At 60.5% G+C, this 20,073-nt stretch carries 23 protein-coding genes and 1 riboswitch; of the genes, 5 read left to right on the top strand and 18 right to left on the bottom strand.

Annotated elements, in window-relative coordinates:
• Positions 1 to 81: 81 nt before the first annotated feature.
• The gene (locus tag K5K95_RS17340) at positions 82 to 405 is read right to left on the bottom strand and encodes a sel1 repeat family protein (protein WP_222585322.1); all 324 of its coding nucleotides are present in this window, start codon (positions 403 to 405) and stop codon (positions 82 to 84) included.
• Positions 406 to 1,346: 941 nt separating this feature from the next.
• On the opposite strand from K5K95_RS17340, the gene K5K95_RS17335 reads away from it, so the two are divergent.
• From K5K95_RS17335 to K5K95_RS17325, 3 genes are all read left to right on the top strand, one after another.
• Complete coding sequence (locus K5K95_RS17335; RefSeq protein ID WP_008031832.1) at positions 1,347 to 1,571, top strand: hypothetical protein; 225 nt, start codon at positions 1,347 to 1,349, stop codon at positions 1,569 to 1,571.
• A gap of 276 nt (positions 1,572 to 1,847) precedes the next feature.
• Positions 1,848 to 2,330 (top strand): hypothetical protein, encoded by a 483-nt coding sequence (locus K5K95_RS17330; RefSeq protein ID WP_222585321.1) that lies wholly within the window; start codon positions 1,848 to 1,850, stop codon positions 2,328 to 2,330.
• Between the two features lie 145 nt (positions 2,331 to 2,475).
• On the top strand, positions 2,476 to 3,747 hold the full coding sequence (locus tag K5K95_RS17325; RefSeq protein ID WP_222585320.1) for an OmpP1/FadL family transporter: 1,272 nt from the start codon (positions 2,476 to 2,478) through the stop codon (positions 3,745 to 3,747).
• 89 nt (positions 3,748 to 3,836) lie between these two features.
• On the opposite strand, the gene K5K95_RS17320 is transcribed toward K5K95_RS17325, so the two are convergent.
• The 14 genes from K5K95_RS17320 to cobO form a co-directional block, all read right to left on the bottom strand.
• Complete coding sequence (locus K5K95_RS17320; protein WP_222585319.1) at positions 3,837 to 4,388, bottom strand: glutathione peroxidase; 552 nt, start codon at positions 4,386 to 4,388, stop codon at positions 3,837 to 3,839.
• Between the two features lie 55 nt (positions 4,389 to 4,443).
• Positions 4,444 to 4,566 carry a hypothetical protein gene (locus tag K5K95_RS33090; protein ID WP_259151027.1) on the bottom strand — a complete coding sequence of 41 codons (123 nt, stop codon included), beginning with the start codon at positions 4,564 to 4,566 and terminating at the stop codon, positions 4,444 to 4,446.
• Positions 4,563 to 5,771: an MFS transporter gene (locus K5K95_RS17315; protein ID WP_222585318.1), complete on the bottom strand. Its 1,209-nt coding sequence runs from the start codon at positions 5,769 to 5,771 to the stop codon at positions 4,563 to 4,565. Before K5K95_RS17315 ends, K5K95_RS33090 begins: the two co-directional genes overlap by 4 nt.
• Before the next feature lie 53 nt (positions 5,772 to 5,824).
• A complete protein-coding gene (locus K5K95_RS17310; protein WP_222585317.1) occupies positions 5,825 to 6,229 on the bottom strand; it encodes a MarR family winged helix-turn-helix transcriptional regulator in 405 nt (134 codons plus the stop codon).
• Between the two features lie 174 nt (positions 6,230 to 6,403).
• Positions 6,404 to 7,135 (bottom strand): adenosylcobinamide-GDP ribazoletransferase, encoded by a 732-nt coding sequence (locus tag K5K95_RS17305; protein ID WP_222585316.1) that lies wholly within the window; start codon positions 7,133 to 7,135, stop codon positions 6,404 to 6,406.
• Between the two features lie 2 nt (positions 7,136 to 7,137).
• Positions 7,138 to 7,713, bottom strand: coding sequence for an alpha-ribazole phosphatase family protein (cobC, locus tag K5K95_RS17300; RefSeq protein WP_222585315.1), 576 nt, complete (start codon positions 7,711 to 7,713; stop codon positions 7,138 to 7,140).
• Positions 7,710 to 8,765 (bottom strand): nicotinate-nucleotide--dimethylbenzimidazole phosphoribosyltransferase, encoded by a 1,056-nt coding sequence (gene cobT / locus K5K95_RS17295; protein WP_222585314.1) that lies wholly within the window; start codon positions 8,763 to 8,765, stop codon positions 7,710 to 7,712. The genes cobC and cobT overlap by 4 nt, the downstream gene beginning before the upstream one ends.
• Positions 8,762 to 9,283, bottom strand: coding sequence for a bifunctional adenosylcobinamide kinase/adenosylcobinamide-phosphate guanylyltransferase (gene cobU, locus K5K95_RS17290; protein ID WP_222585313.1), 522 nt, complete (start codon positions 9,281 to 9,283; stop codon positions 8,762 to 8,764). Before cobU ends, cobT begins: the two co-directional genes overlap by 4 nt.
• A gap of 109 nt (positions 9,284 to 9,392) precedes the next feature.
• A complete protein-coding gene (locus tag K5K95_RS17285; protein WP_222585312.1) occupies positions 9,393 to 10,844 on the bottom strand; it encodes a cobyric acid synthase in 1,452 nt (483 codons plus the stop codon).
• The gene (cobD, locus tag K5K95_RS17280; protein WP_222585311.1) at positions 10,841 to 11,833 is read right to left on the bottom strand and encodes a threonine-phosphate decarboxylase CobD; all 993 of its coding nucleotides are present in this window, start codon (positions 11,831 to 11,833) and stop codon (positions 10,841 to 10,843) included. Before cobD ends, K5K95_RS17285 begins: the two co-directional genes overlap by 4 nt.
• A complete protein-coding gene (cbiB, locus tag K5K95_RS17275) occupies positions 11,826 to 12,734 on the bottom strand; it encodes an adenosylcobinamide-phosphate synthase CbiB (RefSeq protein ID WP_222585310.1) in 909 nt (302 codons plus the stop codon). Before cbiB ends, cobD begins: the two co-directional genes overlap by 8 nt.
• A complete protein-coding gene (gene bluB, locus K5K95_RS17270; RefSeq protein WP_222585309.1) occupies positions 12,731 to 13,381 on the bottom strand; it encodes a 5,6-dimethylbenzimidazole synthase in 651 nt (216 codons plus the stop codon). The genes cbiB and bluB overlap by 4 nt, the downstream gene beginning before the upstream one ends.
• Positions 13,378 to 14,778: a cobyrinate a,c-diamide synthase gene (locus tag K5K95_RS17265; protein ID WP_222585308.1), complete on the bottom strand. Its 1,401-nt coding sequence runs from the start codon at positions 14,776 to 14,778 to the stop codon at positions 13,378 to 13,380. Before K5K95_RS17265 ends, bluB begins: the two co-directional genes overlap by 4 nt.
• A gap of 10 nt (positions 14,779 to 14,788) precedes the next feature.
• Positions 14,789 to 15,400, bottom strand: coding sequence for a cob(I)yrinic acid a,c-diamide adenosyltransferase (gene cobO / locus K5K95_RS17260; protein WP_090181682.1), 612 nt, complete (start codon positions 15,398 to 15,400; stop codon positions 14,789 to 14,791).
• 80 nt (positions 15,401 to 15,480) lie between these two features.
• Positions 15,481 to 15,712, bottom strand: a riboswitch (cobalamin riboswitch).
• A gap of 154 nt (positions 15,713 to 15,866) precedes the next feature.
• On the opposite strand from cobO, the gene K5K95_RS17255 reads away from it, so the two are divergent.
• Positions 15,867 to 16,451, top strand: coding sequence for a hypothetical protein (locus tag K5K95_RS17255; RefSeq protein WP_222585307.1), 585 nt, complete (start codon positions 15,867 to 15,869; stop codon positions 16,449 to 16,451).
• Positions 16,452 to 16,518: 67 nt separating this feature from the next.
• Positions 16,519 to 17,832 (top strand): PQQ-dependent sugar dehydrogenase, encoded by a 1,314-nt coding sequence (locus K5K95_RS17250; protein WP_222585306.1) that lies wholly within the window; start codon positions 16,519 to 16,521, stop codon positions 17,830 to 17,832.
• Between the two features lie 112 nt (positions 17,833 to 17,944).
• On the opposite strand, the gene K5K95_RS17245 is transcribed toward K5K95_RS17250, so the two are convergent.
• From K5K95_RS17245 to K5K95_RS17235, 3 genes are all read right to left on the bottom strand, one after another.
• Entirely contained in the window at positions 17,945 to 18,598 is a 654-nt protein-coding gene (locus K5K95_RS17245) for a class I SAM-dependent methyltransferase (protein WP_222585305.1), read from the bottom strand.
• A 22-nt stretch (positions 18,599 to 18,620) separates the two neighbouring features.
• Positions 18,621 to 19,160 carry a C40 family peptidase gene (locus tag K5K95_RS17240; RefSeq protein WP_222585304.1) on the bottom strand — a complete coding sequence of 180 codons (540 nt, stop codon included), beginning with the start codon at positions 19,158 to 19,160 and terminating at the stop codon, positions 18,621 to 18,623.
• Between the two features lie 222 nt (positions 19,161 to 19,382).
• Entirely contained in the window at positions 19,383 to 20,024 is a 642-nt protein-coding gene (locus K5K95_RS17235) for a C40 family peptidase (RefSeq protein ID WP_222585303.1), read from the bottom strand.
• Between the last annotated feature and the right edge of the window lie 49 nt (positions 20,025 to 20,073).

The following is a 20,073-nucleotide window of genomic DNA, read 5'->3' as shown; positions in this document are numbered from 1 at the left end:
CTGGTCAAGTCCATAGCCATAGCGACTCCTGCCGATGAGATAAAGCTTGAAGGTTAACCAAGGCGTCAGAGCTTGGACAGCTCAGTCTTCGATCAGCCCCAGTTCCTGTTGAGCACGCCGATCACCTGCGCGCGCAGCCTTGTGCAGCAAGTCCTGGCCAATGCGACGATCGCGGGCGTTCCCGCATTCGCGGCACATCAGCTGGCCAAGGCGACTTTGTGCGGCCACGACACCTTCACGCGCTGGCTGTTTGAGCAACCGGCCGGCGAGGTGTTTGATGTTGGCGTTTTCACCCAGGCGCGGGCTGTCCAGCAACCACTCGGCCACGCGCATTGAAAAACGCTTGGGCGGGGTAACACGGGGAGGTGTGGAAGTGGCAGAAACTGATACTGAGCGAAACTTCATAAAACACTGTGGGACAGATCGGAGGGCGCGCCACTCTACTCTTTTTTTCTTACAGGTAAAGCCTAAAAAAACCCTGCACGCCCGTGCTAGAGCAAGCGCTCGGGACAATCCACAGAAGCTGTGGATAACTCAGTGGACAACCGCCCTTGAACTCGCGCAAAGCCCTATGGAATGGGGCTCTCAGTCAAACTGACGATTTTTTCACCAATAAAAAAAAGCGATGTTTTTCATTGACTTAAATTTTCAATACAGGCACCCACTGTGGTCGGGGCGCGGATTACACTCCGGTTACAGTCTGCGCAACTAATGTGCACAACTGCCTTCGGGTCGGTTATATCGATGTGCTTTTTGGGAGCGTTTTGTCGGACGTTTCTGGGGATAACCTTGGTAAACCCTTGCCCCAGGCGCGTGCCGAAGCGCCGACCAACCGTCGGAAATTGCTCAATGGCGTGATCTATTTGCCAGACTCAGGAATTAATTTGCAGCCATGCTTCACTTCTCCAACTCAATCCGTTACTATCCGCGGCGTTAGTACCAAGCTGAAAGTCAATTCTGGTCGAACAAATCCTCCCGGTTTGCCTTCCCAACGGAAGCCTCTACCGAATAAGCGGGATCGACCACCTCGATGGTTTCCAGGTAAACCTTGCGTCAACACCGCCTTTGAACAGAAAGCAAAGGGTGTTGCGAAGCTCACTTACTCTGACCGAACCAGCCTGCAAATTGATCAGGATCTTCACCCCGGGCCCAGAACCTTTGCCCTTGATGTGTTGCCTGCCCTCCTAAGTACCTACCTGCCAGCCCAAGCGCGCCAATTATCAGCGCTTCAAACTGGCTGCTTTGTTCCAGTCGGGTTCTTCGTTCGACCAACGGTGGTCGTCGTCACTGGAACGTTTTAATTTTGCACGGCTCTTATCCGTGTCGCTTGTAGGAACACCCAGAACATGACTACTCAAATCCATACCCAGGATGCTATCCGTACCCTGACCAACGCTTTTGCACCAATGAATTGCCTGATCATGGCCGCTCGCAAAGGCTGCTTCAGCTTCACTCTGGTCAACGAACACGGCATCGCTCGTCACAGCGAACGCCTGTACCCCGATCAGTACTCCAGCGCCGAGCCGCTGCAGGCAGTGATCGAGCGTACCCGTCAGGCACTGGTTGCCTGATACGCCAGAAAGGCTGAAACCTCAAAAGCCCTGCTTGAACAGCAGGGCTTTTTATTGCCCGAAATTCCTCATCGGACGGCCCGGGGCTAAGCACAAACCGATATAACGGTTATAACTCGAAGCCGGAAATATTTTAAAAACAGTCCTTTACAGCGCGAATATGACACTACACTTCAACTCAAGCGGTGTAAGCCGCTTCCGGCGAGCCTGATTCGATTCATACGCTGCCAACGCTTACTTCAGGTATCGCCGACCACTTCATGTTTCGAGGGCTTTATGGGTATCGCTGCCTGCGAACTGTGCCGTTATGTGATCCGTCCGACCTTGATCTACCTCGGACGCCATAGCGCGACTGCCGAATCCCTGCTGCTGGGCATTGCTGCCAGCCAGTCAGCCCTTGGTTCCGCCCTGCATGACCGCCGTGGACACGGCCTGTATCGAATCGCCGAACCCCGCCACCAGGCACTCTGGGATCACTACCTGGCACTGGACCCGGAACGCGCAAGCCTGGTTCGCGGCCTGGCCAGCCAGCATGCCTTTCTCAGCGGGCCGCACCTTGAGTTGACCGTCAACCTGCGTTACGCCACAGCCATCGCCTGGCTGCTGGTAGAAGAACAGAATACCCCCCTCCCCGCCGCCGATGACTTGATGGGAATGGCCCGAATCTGGCGCCAGACTTTTCAACCCCAAGGCCGCCTGCGTGACTTCACCTACGCCTGGCAAACCTGTGTTTCACCACTGAATCAGGTCGCTTGCTGACCCGCAATTTCACAAGATCCTGCAACGGGTCGCGATTTCGGTCAGATTGTCCTACAAAACCGCTCTAACTCAAGCGATACAGGCTATGGCGCTGGGACGAAAATGTTGGTAATTTTCGCCCCGGTGATCACCAGGAGTTCTAATAATGAAAAAAGTAATGCTCAAAACCACCCTTAGCCTCGCTGTTACCTTGGCATCCACCCAGATCTTCGCAAGTGGCTTTGCCATCAACGAACAAAGCATCAGCGGGATGGGTACAGGTTTTGCCGGGCGATCTTCCTCTGCCGATGATGCAAGCACAATTTTTGGCAACCCTGCCGGCATGTCCCGCCTCAAGCGTGAACAAGTCACTGGCGGCGCTGCATTTCTAGACGCACACACTGACATCAGCCATGCCTCTTCCAGCCCGAACCGCGGCAGCAACGACGGTGACATGGTTCCGTTCATCGCCGTGCCTATGGGCTACTACGTCAAGCCAATCGACGACCATTGGGCATTCGGTATCGGCATGTACGCGCCGTTCGGCCTGGTGACCGACTACGAGAGCGGCTTTGCAGGTCGTTACTTCGGCAGCAAAAGCGAAGTTAAAATCATCACCCTGCAACCAACTGTCAGCTATGCCTTCAACGACAAGGTGTCGATCGGTTTCGGCCCGACCATCAACCGCATCGACGGCACCCTGGAATCGAACCTGTCGATCACCCAGGCTGCACCGGACGGCAACGTCAAGATCAAAGGCGACGACACGGCGGTGGGCTACAACATCGGCATCCTGGCTCAGGTCACCGACAGCACTCGTGTCGGCCTGACCTACCACTCGAAAGTGAAGTACAAGCTCGATGGCAACACCAAGGTCAACTACAACGTCCTGGGCCTGATCGGTCAGAACCCAAACCAGAAGTATGACGCTTCGCTGGACCTGACCACCCCTGAATCGGTGGACTTCTCGCTGACTCACCAGCTTGACGACAAGTGGACCATTTACGCCGGTAGTACCTGGACTCGCTGGAGCCGCCTGAAAGAAATCACCGTTGAAAACAAAGGTGTTCCGGCGGTCCTCAACGGCCAATTCGGCACCATCACCGAAGAACAGAACTGGCACGATACCTGGGCTCACGCCATCGGCGCGTCCTACCAGCTGAACAAGGAATGGGTACTGCGCACCGGTCTGTCCTTTGACCAGGCGCCGACCAACAACGTCGACCGTTCCCCCCGCATCCCGACTGGCGATCGCAAGATCTTCAGCCTGGGCGCCGGCTGGAGCCCAACCGACGACCTGACCATCGACGTGGCGTACTCGTACCTGCGCGAAGAGTCGGTCACGATCAACAACAGCAACGACCGTGGCCAGACTTACAACGCCAAGTATCAAAACTGGGCGAACGGTTTTGGTGTTGGCGCGACCTACCGCTTCTGATGATTCACGGCGAGCCTGAAACGCTCGCCACCTGAATCAAAAAAGCCCCGCTCTCTTGTACAGAGGCGGGGCTTTTTAATGGGTGTGGATCAGGGTTGCGAAGCCAAGGCCTTTTCCACGGCGGCGATGAATTCAGGATCATCAGGCGTGGTCAGGCTGGAGAAATTGGCAATGACCTTGCCCTTGCGATCAACCACGTATTTGTAGAAATTCCACTTCGGTGCGCTGGACTGTTTGGCGAGTACCTTGAACAGATGAGTGGCCTCGTCGCCGCGTACTTTCTGCGGCTCGGTCATGGTGAACGTCACGCCATAGTTCACGTAACAGACCTTGGCCGTCTCAGCGCCATCCTTGGACTCCTGCTTGAAGTCATTGGACGGCACACCAATCACCTCCAGCCCTTGATCCTTGTAACGCTGATTCAGCGCCTCAAGGCTTTTGAATTGCGGGGCAAAGCCGCAGAAACTCGCCGTGTTGACCACCACCAGCGGCTTACCCTCATACCGCTGGCACAAGTCGATGGATTCCTTGGCGCGCAGCTTGGGTAACGAGCCCTGCAACAGCTCAGGGCACTCTGCCGCTTGGGCCAATCCGGTAAACGCCATCAGCAACGCGGGGACTGCAATCCAGCGCATCAGCATGTCAGTGCATCCTTGTTCAGTTGTCCAAAACGAAGTTACTCGCCCTCGCCCGCTCCTAGCAAGCACCCATGCCCAACTGCATCAGCGCCAGCCCGCCCTGATGCCAGCCCCACCACGCGAGCGCCAGCAGCAAGGCGCCGCCAGCGGCAATAGCAATCCGCGGCCAGAAACTGTTCATATCGCGCTCAGCTGGGTCTGCAGACGCGCGACCGGTCGCTCACGCACCGGCCAGTTCAGGGCGGCCGCCATCAGACTCAAGAGAATCGCCACTTGCCAGATCAAGTCATAGCTCCCGGTTCGGTCATACACCACCCCGCCCAACCAGCCGCCGAGGAACGAGCCGAGCTGGTGGAACAGGAAAACGATCCCGCCGAGCATGGACAGGTTTCGCACGCCGAACAAGGTGGCCACGGTGCCATTGGTCAACGGCACCGTCGACAGCCACAGGAAGCCCATCGCCATGCCGAACAGGTACGCGGTGGTCGTGGTGACCGGCGCCCACAGAAACAGCGCAATCACCACCGCTCGCAGCAGGTACAGTCCGGTCAGCAAGCGCGGCTTGGACATGCGCCCGCCGAGCCAGCCCGCGGTGTACGTGCCAAAGATATTGAACAAGCCGATCAGCGCCAGCACCGTTGTGCCCACCGTGGCCGGAAGGTGCTGATCCACCAGATAGGCCGGCAAATGCACGCCGATGAACACCACCTGGAAGCCGCAGACAAAAAAGCCGAACGCCAACAACCAGAAACCCGAATGCGAACAGGCTTCGCGCAATGCTTCGGACAGGGTTTGATCATGGCCAAGCACCGGCAACGGTTTGTCCTTGAGCATGCTCACCAGCGGAATGATCAACGCCACGAGCAGGCCCAGCACCAGCAAGGCCGCGGACCAGCCGAGCCAGCCAATCAGACCCAGAGTACCGGGCAACATGGCGAACTGGCCGAAAGAACCGGCGGCGCTGGCAATGCCCATGCCCATGCTGCGTTTCTCCGGTGGCACTGCACGACCGACCACGCCGAGGATCACCGAGAACGAAGTGCCCGACAGACCGATGCCGATCAACAGGCCGGCGCTCAGGGACAAGGTCACCGCCGAATCGGACAGGCCCATGAACGCCAGGCCCATGGCGTACAGCACGCCGCCGATCAACACCACTTTCGCCGCGCCAAAGCGGTCGGCCAATGCCCCCGTGAAGGGCTGCGCCAGCCCCCAGATCAGGTTCTGCAAGGCGATGGCAAACGCAAACGTCTCACGCCCCCAGCCGAATTCGGCACTCATTGGCGCCAGAAACAACCCGAAGCCGTGCCGGACGCCCAAAGACAATGCCAGAATCAGCGCACTCCCCACCAACACCCAACCACACGTACGCCACATCGATGTCATTTCTTATTCTCCGGTCGCGGGTATATACCCGCTTAAGATCGGAAAAACCGGCATCAGGCCAGTTCGTCCAGCAATCGCAGCAAGGTTTCGCGTTTCTCGGCGCCCAAACGGTCGATCAACCGTTGTTGCGCCGCCTCCCAGGCCGGCAAGGCTGCAGCCAGGCGTTGTGCGCCTGTCTCGGTCAGCCGGACGATGCGATTACGCATGTCCTCGCCTTCGACCAATGCCACCAGGCCTTCACCTTCCAGCACCCGAAGATTGCGCCCCAGGGTGCTGCGGTCCAGCCCCATGGCTTCGGCCAGGGTGGAAATACTCGGTTCATTCAGTCGCTGCAAATTGCACAGCAAAGAATACTGGGCGACGTTGATCCCGAAGCCGTCGAGAGCGCCGTCGTAATGCCTGCTGACGCCACGGGCGGCGCGACGCAGGTTGATGCATAAACATTGAGAGTCGAGCATGGTGCGTGTATATACCCGCGAGTGTGTTAAATCAAGTTACAGATGGGTTTACCCAGCAGAATGGGAGTGTCAGGCAGACCGCCTTCGCGAGCAAGCTCGCTCCCACAAATGACCGCATTCCCCTGTGGGAACGAGCCTGCTCGCGAAGTGGCCAGCACCTCCAGCACAGAAACATCAGACCAACACCAGCCCCACCAGAACCGCCATCTCCAGCAATTCCAGCAATGCGCCTGCGGTGTCCCCGGTTGTCCCACCCAAGCGCCGCAGCATCACCTGCCGCAACCAGACGAACATCCCGCCCGCCAGCACAAGCGCCCAGACGCCACTGAAACCGGCGATCAGCACACACGCCAGCGCACTGACCGCCAACACCCGTTTACCCGCCGAGCGCGGCAGATGATCGGCCAGCGCCTGGCCCAACCCGCCGGCACGCACGTACGGCGTGGTCAGGAACAAGCCCAGCATCGCGCTGCGGCCGATCAATGGAATGATGATCAGCCAAACGCTGTGCTGCTGCTCGATCAACGCCAACAACGCCGTGAACTTGAGCAGCAACACCAGTGCCAGCGTCACCACCGCGATCGGTCCGCTGCGTGGGTCTTTCATGATCGTCAGGGTGCGTTCACGGTCGCCGAAACCACCGAGCCACGCATCGGCGCTGTCGGCCAGGCCGTCCAGGTGCAACGCGCCGCTGAGCAAGACCCAAACCGTCAGCAGCAACGCCGCGTGAAGCATCAACGGCGCGCCCAGCAACAGCCCGTTCAACGCCCATAAAATGACGCCGAACAGCAGCCCGACCAGCGGATAAAACAGCAACGAACGCCCGAGTTCCTGAGGCGCAGGCATGCCCGGAAGACGAATCGGCAAACTGCTGAGAAATTGCAGGGCGATCCAGAACGGCAACATGGTCAGAGGGTTTCCTTGAGTGTCACGCCCGCCTCGACGCTCAGAGAGAACAGCGCACCGTGGCCGACTTCAACGTTGAGCAATTGCTCACGCGGCAAACCCCGCGCTTGAGCCAGCAGCAAGCGCATGACACCACCATGGCTGATCAGCAAGATCCGCTCGCCCGCATAAGCAGCGTGCAACCGCTCGACAGCGGCCAATACGCGCTCGGAAAAATCCGTTACCGGCTCACCCTCAGGCGGCGTGAACCCATAAGGATCAGCCCAGAACAGGCCCAACGCTTCGGCATCGGTGTCCATCAATGCCGCTGCGCTTTGCCCTTCCCAGGCGCCGAAGTGCAGTTCTTGCAGATCCTTATCGAGCACCACCGGCAAACCCGATTTCGCCCCCAGCTCTTCGGCGAAGCGCGCGCAGCGCTGCAACGGCGAACTGATCAGTCGATCCCACGGCCCCTGCCCGACCACTGCCGCGCGCATCTGCTCCCAGCCCTTGCTGGTCAGCGCATCATCGAGACTGCCGCGCAAACCACCGCCCAGTTCGGTTTCACCGTGGCGCAGCAAGTCCAGGCGCAGCGTCATGCCGGACGATCCGCCACGGCCGCTTCGGCAAACGTTGCCATCTGTCCGTGAAGATCGCAGGCCAGGCGCAACAGCGGCACGGCCAACGCTGCACCACTGCCCTCGCCCAGGCGCAGGCCAAGGTCCAGCAGCGGTTCGGCCTTCAGGGTTTCCAGCACATGACGGTGGCCCGGTTCGGCACCACGATGACCGAACAACAGCCATTCACGGCAGGCGGGATTCAAGCGCACCGCCACCAACGCCGCGACGCTGCAGATAAAGCCGTCCACCAATACTGCGATGCCTTCCTGGGCACACGCCAGGTACGCGCCAACCAGCGCCGCAATTTCAAAACCACCGAGGTTGAACAGCGTCTGCAAGGCATCACCGCGCTGAGCGCCGTGCAAGGCCAAGGCGCGCTCGATGACCTGAGCTTTATGGCTGACGCCCGCTGCGTCCAAGCCAGTGCCAGGACCGGCCAGATGCACCACTGGGCAATCGAGCAAGGCACACGCCAGCGCGCTGGCCGCCGTGGTGTTGCCGATGCCCATTTCGCCGCCGATAAACAACTGCGCACCCGCCGCGAGCGCACGCTGCACGCTGTCGCGGCCAGCCTGCAAGGCGAGCTCGCCCTGGGCCGGCGTCATGGCCGCGCCCGCGACGAAATTGGCAGTGCCCGGACCAATGTTGAGGTGACGCACGCCCGGCAAATTCAACGACGGCGTGACCGTGCCAAGGTCGACCACTTCAAGGGAAGCCCCGAGCTGGCGCGCCAGCACGCTGATGGCGGCGCCGCCACTGACGAAGTTGTGCAGCATCTGCCCGGTGACTTCCTGGGGAAACGCCGACACGCCTTCTGCGACCACGCCATGATCGCCGGCAAAAATAGCAATCCACAGGTGATCGAGGCTCGGCTTGACCTGACCTTGCAGCCCGGCCAATTGCACCGCCACCGATTCGAGCCGGCCGAGAGAACCGGCGGGCTTGGTCAGTTGCTGTTGGCGCGCCTGCGCCTGTTCAACTGCTTGCGCATCGATCGGCTTGCACGGGTTCAGCCACCAGGATTGAGTCATAACGCAGTTCCTTTCAAAGTCAGGGGCAGGCCGGCGACGGTCAGGACGACACGTTGGCAGCGCTCGGCCAGGGCTTGATGCAGCCAACCGGCTTCATCGACGTAGCGGCGAGTCAATTCGCCCAGCGGCACGACACCCATTCCGGTCTCGTTGCTGACAAAAATGATTTCACCCGGCAATGACGCCAGGCAGTCCAGCAAAGCATCACGTTCGGCAATCAGACGCTGATTGTCTTCGAGCATCAGCAGATTGGTCATCCACAGGGTCAGGCAATCGACCAACAGGCAACGGTCGGCCCGGGCGCTGTCGCGCAACACGCGGGCGAGTTCGATCGGTTCTTCGATCAATGCCCATTCGGCCGGGCGACGGGCGCGGTGATGAGCGACCCGTTCGTTCATTTCACCGTCCAATGGCTGGCTGGTGGCGATGTAGGTGACGGCCAGCGCGCTGTCGCCGGCGAGTTGTTCGGCCAGACGACTTTTGCCGGAGCGGGCGCCGCCGAGGATCAGTTGCAGCATGGTTTCATCCTTTCAATTGGCGGTGTGGCAACTTCAGTCATCGCGAGCAGGCTCGCTCCCACATTTGATCTATGTCGTCCCTGCTCGCGATGAGGCATTCAAACTCACCTCAAATCCCGCAGAGTTTCCGCAGCAGCGCGGTATCCAGATGCTTCTCCACCAAATCCGCCAACCGTTCGATATCGCGCTCACGCAACCCGTGATAATCCACGTCCTGCACTTCCTGCAAACCCGCCCAGCGCAGCAAAGCGCTACACGCCGCCGGGGATTCAAATAGACCATGCAGGTACGTGCCCATAATCTGCCCGTCAGCACTTTGCGCACCGTCGCAGCGACCGTCGTCCAGCTGCACGACGGCGTTTTCCAGCGCCAGTCCGGTGGTCACGCCGGCATGAATTTCATAGCCGCTGACCTCGGCATCTTCCAGCACCAGACGACCGCGCACATTGCGCAATTGCTTCTCTTCTTCGAGCTGCGTTTCGAACGCCAGCAACCCCAGGCCAGCACTGGAACCCGGCGCGCCTTCGAGGCCCAGCGGATCATGTACGTGCTCGCCAAGCATTTGCAGGCCGCCGCAAATCCCCAGCACTTTCCCGCCGTACCGCAAATGACGACTGATCGCTGTATCCCAGCCATTGGCCCGCAGGTACGCGAGGTCGCTGCGCACGCTTTTTGAACCGGGGAGGATGATCAGGTCAGCCGAAGGAATCGCCTGGCCGGGGCCGATAAATTGCAGGTTCACTTGCGGGTGCAGGCGCAGCGGATCGAAATCAGTGTGGTTGCTGATGCGCGGCAGCACCGGCACCACCACGTTCAACACCTGGTCTGCCTTGTCGGTCTGGCGCTGATCGATGCCGTCCTCGGCTTCCAGGTGCAAATCCATCACATACGGCAGCACGCCGATCACTGGTTTGCCGGTGCGCGCTTCCAGCCAGTCGAGACCCGGTTGCAGCAACGCGAGGTCGCCGCGAAAACGGTTGATGATGAAGCCTTTGACTCGCGCCTGCTCGGTCGGCGACAGCAGTTCCAGCGTGCCCACCAGATGGGCGAAAACCCCGCCACGATTGATGTCGGCGATCAACACCACCGGGCAATCCACCGCTTCGGCAAAGCCCATGTTGGCAATATCGCCGGCACGTAGATTGATCTCGGCGGGCGAACCCGCGCCCTCGACCATCACCACCGGATAGGCAGCGCTCAATCGTTGATGGGAGGCCAGCACCGCTTGCATGGCGATGGCTTTGTAGTCGTGATAGGCGACGGCGTTCATCGTCGTGACCGCGCGGCCATGGATGATCACCTGCGCACCCGTGTCGCTGTTGGGTTTGAGCAGCACCGGGTTCATGTCGGTGTGCGGCTCCAGATTAGCCGCCTGAGCCTGCACTGCCTGGGCGCGACCGATCTCGCCGCCGTCGGCGGTCACGGCACTGTTGAGCGCCATGTTCTGCGGTTTGAACGGCACCACACGCACGCCCTGACGCGTGACCCATCGACACAGCGCCGTCACCAGCGTGCTTTTGCCGGCGTCGGACGTGGTGCCCTGCACCATCAACGTCGTCATTGGGTTTCCTTGTCGTAGGCCACAAATGCTTGCTCGAGACGCTGCCAATCCGCTTCATCGCCAGGCAAGCCGAAACGCAGGCTGCTGTTGTGGGCGAACAAGCGCAGCAAGATGCCGCGCCGCGCCATGAAGTCGTGAAGGACTTCGGCGCGCTCGGTGATCAGCCATTGAAACAAGGCGCAGCCGCCCTGAGGTTGAAGGCCATGCTGTTCGAGCAACCGCGCCAGGCGCTCGCTCGCCGCTTCGCTGCGCAGGCGCTGCCGGACGTGGCCTTCGGTGTCCAGCAGACACGCTTGGCCCACCACGCGGGTCGGCCCGCTGACTGCCCAGGGCCCGACCTGCTCGGCGAGCAATTTGAGTAATTTGCGCTCCGCCAGTACAAAGCCCAGCCGCACACCGGCCAGACCAAAAAACTTGCCAAAAGAGCGCAGCACGATCAGGCCGACAAGGTGAGTAAAAGGCGCCAGACTCAACATCGGTGTGTTGTCCATGAACGCCTCGTCCACCACCAGCCAGCCACCGCGTGACGCCAGTCGGGCATGCCAGTCGAGCAGACGACTCGGGGTCAGGCTCAGGCCCGTCGGGTTGTTGGGATTGACCACCACCAGCACGTCCAGGCTGTCGAGATAGAAATCGACCTCCTGCTCCAGCACTTCACGCACGATATAGCCGTTGCGCCGCCACGCTTCGGCATGTTCGGCGTAACTGGGCGACAGCACGCCGACCTTGCCGGCGCGGCGCAAACGCGGCAACAACTGGATGGCCATCTGCGAACCGGCGACCGGCAGCACCTGGGTTGTGCCGTAATAGTCGCAAGCGGCCTGCTCCAGACCGTCATCGGTTTCGGGCAATCGCGCCCAGGCCCGCAACGGGATCTCAGGGATCGGGAACGGCCAGGGCGCGAGGCCACTGGACAGGTCCAGCCAGTCGGCTTCTGCAATAGCGTATTCGAGCGCTGCCTTGCGCAAGCGACCACCGTGCTCAAGCATAGAATTCAGCCCCCACGCAGAGGATCAGCAACCATAACCATACCCCGCGCTGGACCAATTGCCAGCCACGGTCGATGGAGTCGGCATCCGCCGGCACGCCCTCGCCCAGTTGCGGTCGTTGATGCAGTTCACCGTGATAGATAGCCGCCCCGCCAAGTTCGACGCCGAGCGCGCCGGCACCGGCCGCCATCACGGGGCCAGCGTTCGGGCTGTCCCAGGTCGGGCCCTGGCTGCGCCAGCATTTCAACGCCAGTCGGGTTTTGCCCAGCAGCGCGTAGGTCAACGCCACCAGCCGTGCAGGAATGTAGTTGAGCACGTCGTCGATCTTCGCCGCCGCCCAGCCAAAGCGTTCGAAGCGTTCGTTGCGATAACCCCACATCGCGTCCAGGGTGTTGCTCAAACGGTAGAGCACCACACCGGGCGCACCGGCCACGGCAAACCAGAACAACGCGGCGAACACCGCATCGCTGCCGTTCTCCAGGACGGATTCAGTGGCGGCGCGGGCGACTTCGGTTTTATCCAGTTCGCTGGTTTGACGGCTGACCAGATAGCCGACCCGTGTGCGCGCTTCAACCAGATCATCACTGCGCAGGGCCTTGGCCACCGGCTCGACGTGTTCACCGAGGCTGCGCATGCCGAGCGCGCAATAAAGCGCGAGGATCTCGACGATCCAGCCGACGTAAGGCGCCCAGGACAATGCCGTGGCCAGCAAGGTCAGCGGCACGACAGCGATCACCCAGGCAGTGACGCCGTGGCTGCGCCAGCCGCGCCCTTCATTGTTGAAACGTTGTTCGATGCGATCGGCAAAACGGCCGAAAGCCACCAGCGGATGCCAGCGTTTGGGCTCACCCAGCAGCGCGTCCAGCGCCACTGCGGCGACACTCAATAACGCCACACTCATTGACTCACTCCCCAATAATTTTCATACAGCAACTCACTGAGCGGACGCGCCTGCGCCCACCCTTCGAGCACCAGCATCGGCGCTGGATAGAATTCCTTGACCGGCCCAAGACAAAGCACCGCCAACGGCTTGGCCCCGGCCGGCAACCCCAGCAGATCCGCCAGCGCTTGCGGCTCGAACAGTGACACCCAGCCCATCCCCAGCCCTTCGGCGCGAGAGGCCAGCCAGAGGTTCTGAATCGCGCAGGACAACGAGGCCATGTCCATTTCCGGCAAGGTGCGACGCCCGAAGATATGCCGTTCGCGATCATCCATGAGCGCAGCGACCAGCACCTCGGCGCAATCGTTGATGCCTTCGACTTTGAGCTTCATGAATTCGTCGGTGCGCTCACCGAGGGCTTCGGCGGTGCGGATGCGCTCCTCTTCAACCAGCGACTGGATTTTGCCGCGCAGGGCCCGGTCGCTGATGCGAATGAAACGCCAGGGCTGCATCAGGCCGACGCTTGGCGCTTGATGCGCGGCTTCGAGCAGGCGCCGCAGCAGCTCGGGCTCTACCGTGCCGCCGCTGAAGTGGCGCATGTCGCGGCGTTCGGCGATGGCTCGGTAGACTGCATCGCGTTCTGACTGGCTGAATGCGTTGTCAGTCATGGCCTCTTCGCGAGCAAGCCCGCTCCCACATTAGATGGAGTACAACCTGACGAAACCTGGTCAACTTTGGGAGCGGGTTTGCTCGCGATGGCGGCCTCAAGTTTTGGCGCAAACAATGCGGCTATCGCTGAAGGATTCGACGGAAAATAAAAATGCACATAAGAGGCCGTCATCCGCCCCTCACGATAAACCGCCTCCGCCCCGCGCCCGCCATTCGGGCTCAGGCCCCGGGCAATCGGCTCAAGCTCGGTGCTGGTCAGCGAATGGTGATAGGTGTGGCCACGCAGCGAACCTTCCGGCAGTTCCACCGCTTGCAACGCCAATGCCGCCAGACGCTTTTGCATCACCGCATCGCCTTTGAGCAAGCCGACCAGTTCGGCACGCGTGCCTTCGACGTCGGTCAGCGAGTCCAGCAGATACAGCATTCCGCCACACTCGGCCAGCAACGGTTTTCCGGCAGCATGATGCGCGCGGATCGCGTCGAGCATCGATGTGTTCCGCGACAGCGCCACATGGTGCAATTCCGGATAACCGCCTGGCAGATAAAGGCTGTCAGCCTCCGGCAATTGGCTGTCGCGGATTGGCGAGAAGAACGACAATTCGGCGCCCATGGCCCGCAGCAAATCCAGGCTCGCGCCGTAGGTGAACGCGAACGCCTCGTCACGGGCCACGGCGATGCGCACGCCGGCCAGCAAAGGCTCGGCAACGATTATTTCAGGTGCCGCGAACTCCACGGGCGGTGGCAGCGCCACGTCGCAACTGCTGGCCAGTGATTCGGCGGCCGCATCGAGGCGCAGATCGAGGTCATTCAACTCACTGGCCTGAACCAGACCGAGATGGCGACTCGGCAATTCGATCCCGGTTTCCCGCGACAAGGCGCCGTACCAACGCAAGCCTTCGGTCAGGCTACCTTCGAGCAATTGCGCGTGACGCAATGTGCCGACGCGGTTGGCCAGCACCCCGGCAAACGGCAAGTCCGGTTGATATTTGGCCAATCCCAACGCCAGCGCACCGAAGGTCTGCGCCATGGCGGTGCCATCAATCACCCCAAGCACCGGCACACCAAAGTGCCGTGCCAGGTCGGCGCTCGACGGCGTGCCGTCGAACAACCCCATGACACCTTCGATGAGGATCAGGTCGGCTTCACCGGCCGCTTCCCACAACAGCCGACGACTTTCCTGCTCGCCGACCATCCACATGTCCAGCTGATACACCGGCGCACCGCTGGCCCGTTCAAGAATCATCGGGTCGAGAAAATCCGGGCCGCATTTGAACACGCGAACCTTGCGCCCCTGATTGCGATGCAAACGGGCCAACGCGGCGGTGACGGTGGTCTTGCCCTGACCGGAAGCCGGCGCGGCGATCAGTACTGCCGGGCAATGACGTATGCTTTTCATAAAATAGTATTCACAGCTCGACGCCTTTTTGCGCCTTGATCCCGGCCTGGAACGCGTGCTTGATCACGCCCATTTCGGTGACGGTGTCGGCCAGTTCAATCATTTCCGGCTTGGCGCCGCGACCGGTGACGACCACGTGCTGCATCGGCGGACGTGCCTGCAAGTCAGTGAGCACCTGATCAAGGTCGAGGTAACCGTGCTTGAGGGCGATGTTCAGCTCATCCAGCACTACCAGGCCGATGGACGGATCGCGCAACAATTCACGGGACACCGCCCAAGCCGCTTCAGCGGCGGCGATGTCGCGCTGACGGTCCTGGGTTTCCCAGGTGAAGCCCTCGCCCATCACATGAAAACGCACCTGCTCCGGAAAGCGGCGGAAGAACAGCTCTTCGCCCGTGCTGTTGCGGCCCTTGATGAACTGCACCACACCGCACTGCATGCCGTGGCCCATGGAGCGGGCGAGCATGCCGAAGGCCGAGCTGCTTTTGCCTTTGCCGTTGCCGGTCAGCACCAGCAACAGGCCGCACTCGTTCGGGGAATTGGCGATGCGTTCGTCGATCACGGCTTTTTTGCGCTGCATGCGCGCCAGATGGCGTTCGTCACGATCGGGGGAATCAGTCATGGGGGAGCTCTCCGTTGAGGCTGGATAACGGCGGGCAGGCACAAGAATAGACGGCAAGAAGCCTGGCATCGCCCACCGTGATGCCGCTGGATGAATCAGGCCGGTCTCCGGGCTCATGAGCGGCTTTCGCCTGACTGCGCGCCTTCCCATGTCAGTCGACACAGTGGCTCAAAGCGCAGCTTTTCACTCATTTACCGTTGCGGGGGCAGCGCCGGGATCGTGCTGTTCATGAGTTGAACCAACGCACTCACCGGCTTCCCTGTTTCACTCTGTCGACCAAGGCCACAGAGCACCTGAAACAAGCCGCGAAGGTTAGAGGGTTGGGGGTGGAGCGTCAATTAAAGCCGGGGTGCCGCCCGGCGAATATCGGCCGCCGATCAAAAATATGACGCCAATCTTGTGCCATGCACGCCGCAATGATATCAAAGAGCCACAATCCCACATCACAATAACAAGGGTAAGCCACATGCAAGGCATGATCATCAGCAATCCGAAGCTGGAATTCCTGCGCCCGGTACTGGAGCGCTGGTTTGACTGTATCGACCGCTACAACGCGGTGCGCGGTGATAACGACACACCTTATTGGTACGACGAAAAAGCCAACCTTGGCCTGCTCGCGGCCGCGGCGTGGATGGCAGAAATGGTCACGCTGCAACAGACCCCGACGCGCAAGCAAACCGAAGAAGGCGACCGCAATGGTCGCGCCGATCTGTTTATCGCCTCCCCCGAGGAGCGCGCCTACCTCCAGGCCACTCAACGTTGGCCACGGGTCAACAACCTGAACCTGACGCAGGCATTGCAGGACATTACCTGCGATGCCAAACGGATCAGCTACGCCAGCGACCTGAAACTCGGCTGTCTGTTCGTGGCGCCGCAAAAGGCCCAGCAGAGCGCGACACCGGAGGAACTTCAGGACATGGTCGACGACCTGCAAAAGGAACACTGCTGCGCCGTGGCCTGGTATTTCCCGTACGCCTACCGCAAGTTGCGCAGCGAAGCCGGCAATTATCATCCCGGCATCGCCGTGCTGCTCAAGGAAGCCCGCGGCTGATGGGTTGAACCATCGCACCACTGATCTTCTCTATGATTAAGTCACTGCATTCATAGGGAAGATCAGTATGCGCAAGCCCCAGCTCGTTCTCGTTATCGCGCTCGCAGGAGGGCTCGCCGCGTGTGGTGATACCTCCAGCCTGCAAGTCACCGACGGCACCGGCCCGTCACCCAAGCTGCCCGAACCGAACAAAACCCTGATTCCGACGGTGAACATCGCCCCGGCGATCGGCTGGCCAGCCGGTGCAAAACCCACTGCCGCGGCAGGCACTCAAGTGGCCGCGTTCGCCGAAGGACTCGATCACCCGCGCTGGCTTTATGTGCTGCCCAACGGCGACGTGCTGGTGGCTGAAACCAACGCGCCACCCAAACCCGATGACAGCAAAGGCGTTAAAGGCTGGGTCATGAAAAAAGTCATGAGCCGTGCCGGCGCTGGCGTCCCCAGCGCCAATCGCATCACCTTGCTGCGAGACAAGGACCATGACGGCATCGCCGAAACCCGCACGGTGTTCCTGGAGAACCTCAACTCGCCCTTCGGCATGACCTTGGTCGGCAATGACCTGTACGTCGCCGACACCGACCGCTTGCTGCGCTTTCACTATGAAAATGGCGACACGGCAATCAAGTCGCCGCCCATCAAAGTGGTCGATCTGCCGGGTGGCACGCTGAATCACCACTGGACCAAAAACGTCATCGCCAGCAAGGATGGCAGCAAGCTGTATGTCACCGTGGGTTCCAACAGCAACGTCGGTGAAAATGGCCTGGACAAGGAAGAAGGTCGCGCGGCGATCTGGGAAGTCGATCGGGCCACCGGCAATCACCGAATTTTCGCCTCGGGGATTCGCAATCCCAACGGCCTGGCCTGGGAGCCGCACACCGGCGCCCTGTGGACGGCAGTCAACGAGCGCGACGAAATCGGCAGCGATCTGGTGCCGGACTACATCACCTCAGTGAAGGATGGCGCGTTTTACGGCTGGCCTTTCAGCTATTACGGCCAGCACGTCGATGTGCGCGTCGAACCGCAAAACCCGGACCTGGTGGCCAAGGCGATCGCACCGGATTACGCGGTTGGCCCGCACACCGCGTCGCTGGGATTGTCGTTCGCCGAGGGCAACACACTGCCGGCGCAATTCAAGGAAGGCGCCTTCATCGGCCAGCACGGCTCATGGAACCGCGAGCCGCACAGTGGTTATAAAGTGATTTTTGTGCCGTTCGCAGGAGGCAAACCAAACGGGAAGCCGGTGGATGTGCTGACCGGGTTCCTTAACAAGGACGAGAAAGCCATGGGCCGGCCAGTGGGCGTGGTGATCGATCAGCAAGGGGATTTGCTGGTGGCCGATGATGTCGGGAACAAGGTGTGGCGCGTTTCGATCGCGAAGTAACTGCAATGTACGCATACCTGTGGGAGCGGGCTTGCCCGCGATGAGGTCGGCACATTCAACATTCATGCTACCTGACCCACCGCAATCGCGGGCAAGCCCGCTCCCACAGGGATCAGCGTTTGCGGCAGAGCGTCAGTCCATCACCCAATGGCAACAACGACAGATCCACACGCAAGTCATCCTTCAAGGCACGATTGAGCGCCTGGATGGCTCGCGTGTCCGCACTCTCGGGATTGTTCTCCAGCACTCGCCCGCTCCACAGCGTGTTGTCGAACACCGCCAGACCTCCGACGCGCAACAGACGCAATGCATGCTCGAGATAATTGGGGTAGTTGGACTTGTCGGCATCAATGAAAATCAGATCGAACTGCCCCGGCTCATCCAGCCTGGTGAGCGTTTCCAGCGCCGGCGCCAGACGTAGATCGATCCGCTGGCCCAAGCCCGCCTCCTGCCAGTAGCGCAGCGCGATGGCGTTGTAGTCGCCCGGAATATCACAGCAAATCAACGAACCGTCATCGGGTAACGCTGCGGCCATGCACAGGGCGCTGTAACCGGTGAACGTACCGACTTCCAGCACGCGCCTGGCCCCCATGAGCTTGATCAACAAAGCGAGGAACTGCCCCTGCTCTGGCGCCACCTGCCAGCGAGCCATCGGCAGCGCCTGGGTTTCATCACGCAGGCGCTTGAGCAGCGGCGTTTCCCTCAGGGAAACGTCGAGCAGGTATTGATACAGGGAATCATCGAGATTGAGTGTGCGAGCGGTCATGACACCCTCCTCGGAGAGAACGTTATGGGTTGCGCGCCAAGTGCTCAGGCTGCAGAACGCGCTTGGCGCTCAGATAAGCTTTCTGCCAATAAGCCTTGGACAAGCTGTCAAGCTTCACGGTGCCGCCGGTGGCCGGCGCATGGACGAAACGACCTTCGCCGACGTAAATCCCGGCATGGCTGACCTGGGAACCGCCGTTGGTGGCGAAGAAAATCAGATCGCCGGTTTGCAAGCCTTCCTTGCCAACGTTGGCCGCCTGCATGGTGATCAACTCGCGAGTGGTGCGCGGCAGGGAAATGCCGGTGACATCACGGTAGACGTAGCCGATCAGGCCGCTGCAATCAAAACCCGAATCCGGCGTGTTGCCACCCCAACGATATGGCGTACCCACCAGGCCGAGCGCGCGGAACAGCACGTCTTCCGCCTCGGGCGAAAAGGGTTGCGGATTGCCGAAGACAATCGGCGCCCGGACCACCACCGGAGCAGGCGGCGGTGCATGGCTGGCGCAGGCGCTGAGCAGCGCTGCGAAGAACATGAGTGCGAGGCGGGCCGACATAGTCATAAACAGAACATCCTGATCTGGCGGCGACTTTTTTCTGCCGAAAGGGCTGAAAAGAAAACCGCCTGCGCAGGACGCAGGCGGTTTGCCATCAATAATAGATCAGGATTCTAGCGCCTATGGGCCAAACTTCAAGTAAGACTTTAAGTTCGCCTTACAAGTTGTCCGTCTACTCCCTTGCGGAGAGACGTTTTGTCGCCACCGAGGTGGCGACAGACTGAATATTTACTTGCGCGCGGTGACCATGGTCGGGGCCATCGCGAGGGCGCGCTTGGCTTCGATGAAGGTCTTGCTCCAGTAGCTGTCGCCCAGGCTATCGACCCGGACACCACCGCTTTTGCGGCTGCTGGAGTGGATGAACTGATTGTCACCCAGGTAGATCCCGGCGTGACTGACACGACCGCGACGACCATTGGTGGCGAAGAACAGCAGGTCACCCGGCTTCAGCGCACCGCGAGCCACCAGCGGCGCGTCGACGTTGATCATTTCGCGAGTGGAACGCGGCAGGTTCATGCCGGCCTGTTCACGAAACAGATAGCCGATGAAACCGCTGCAATCGAAGCCAGCCTCGGAGGTGCCACCGAAACGGTAACGGGTACCGATCAGGGACATGCCACGTTCGAGGATGCTGTCGGCCAGAACCGGAAGCTGGTATGACTTGCCATCGGCGAAGTTTGCCAGTTCTTTATCGGTGGCCACGCCGTCTTGGTAAAGCTCTTCCTGGAAAAGAACGGAAGAAGACTGGGCGGTCATTGAATTTTTGAACTGTTGTTGTTGCTCTTGCTGGGACACTGGAGAGTGGGCAGCGCAACCGAACAACAGGGTGACGAGTGCGAGAGGCACGAGGGGTGCGAAGCGCTTTAGCATGGGCACGACCGTGGCTGATTAGTTGTGAAGAAGCCGCGACTATGCCCGC

The sequence above is a fragment of the Pseudomonas sp. DR48 genome, assembly GCF_019823085.1.
Taxonomy (GTDB): Bacteria; Pseudomonadota; Gammaproteobacteria; order Pseudomonadales; family Pseudomonadaceae; genus Aquipseudomonas.
This window is presented reverse-complemented; position numbering and strand designations above follow the sequence as displayed.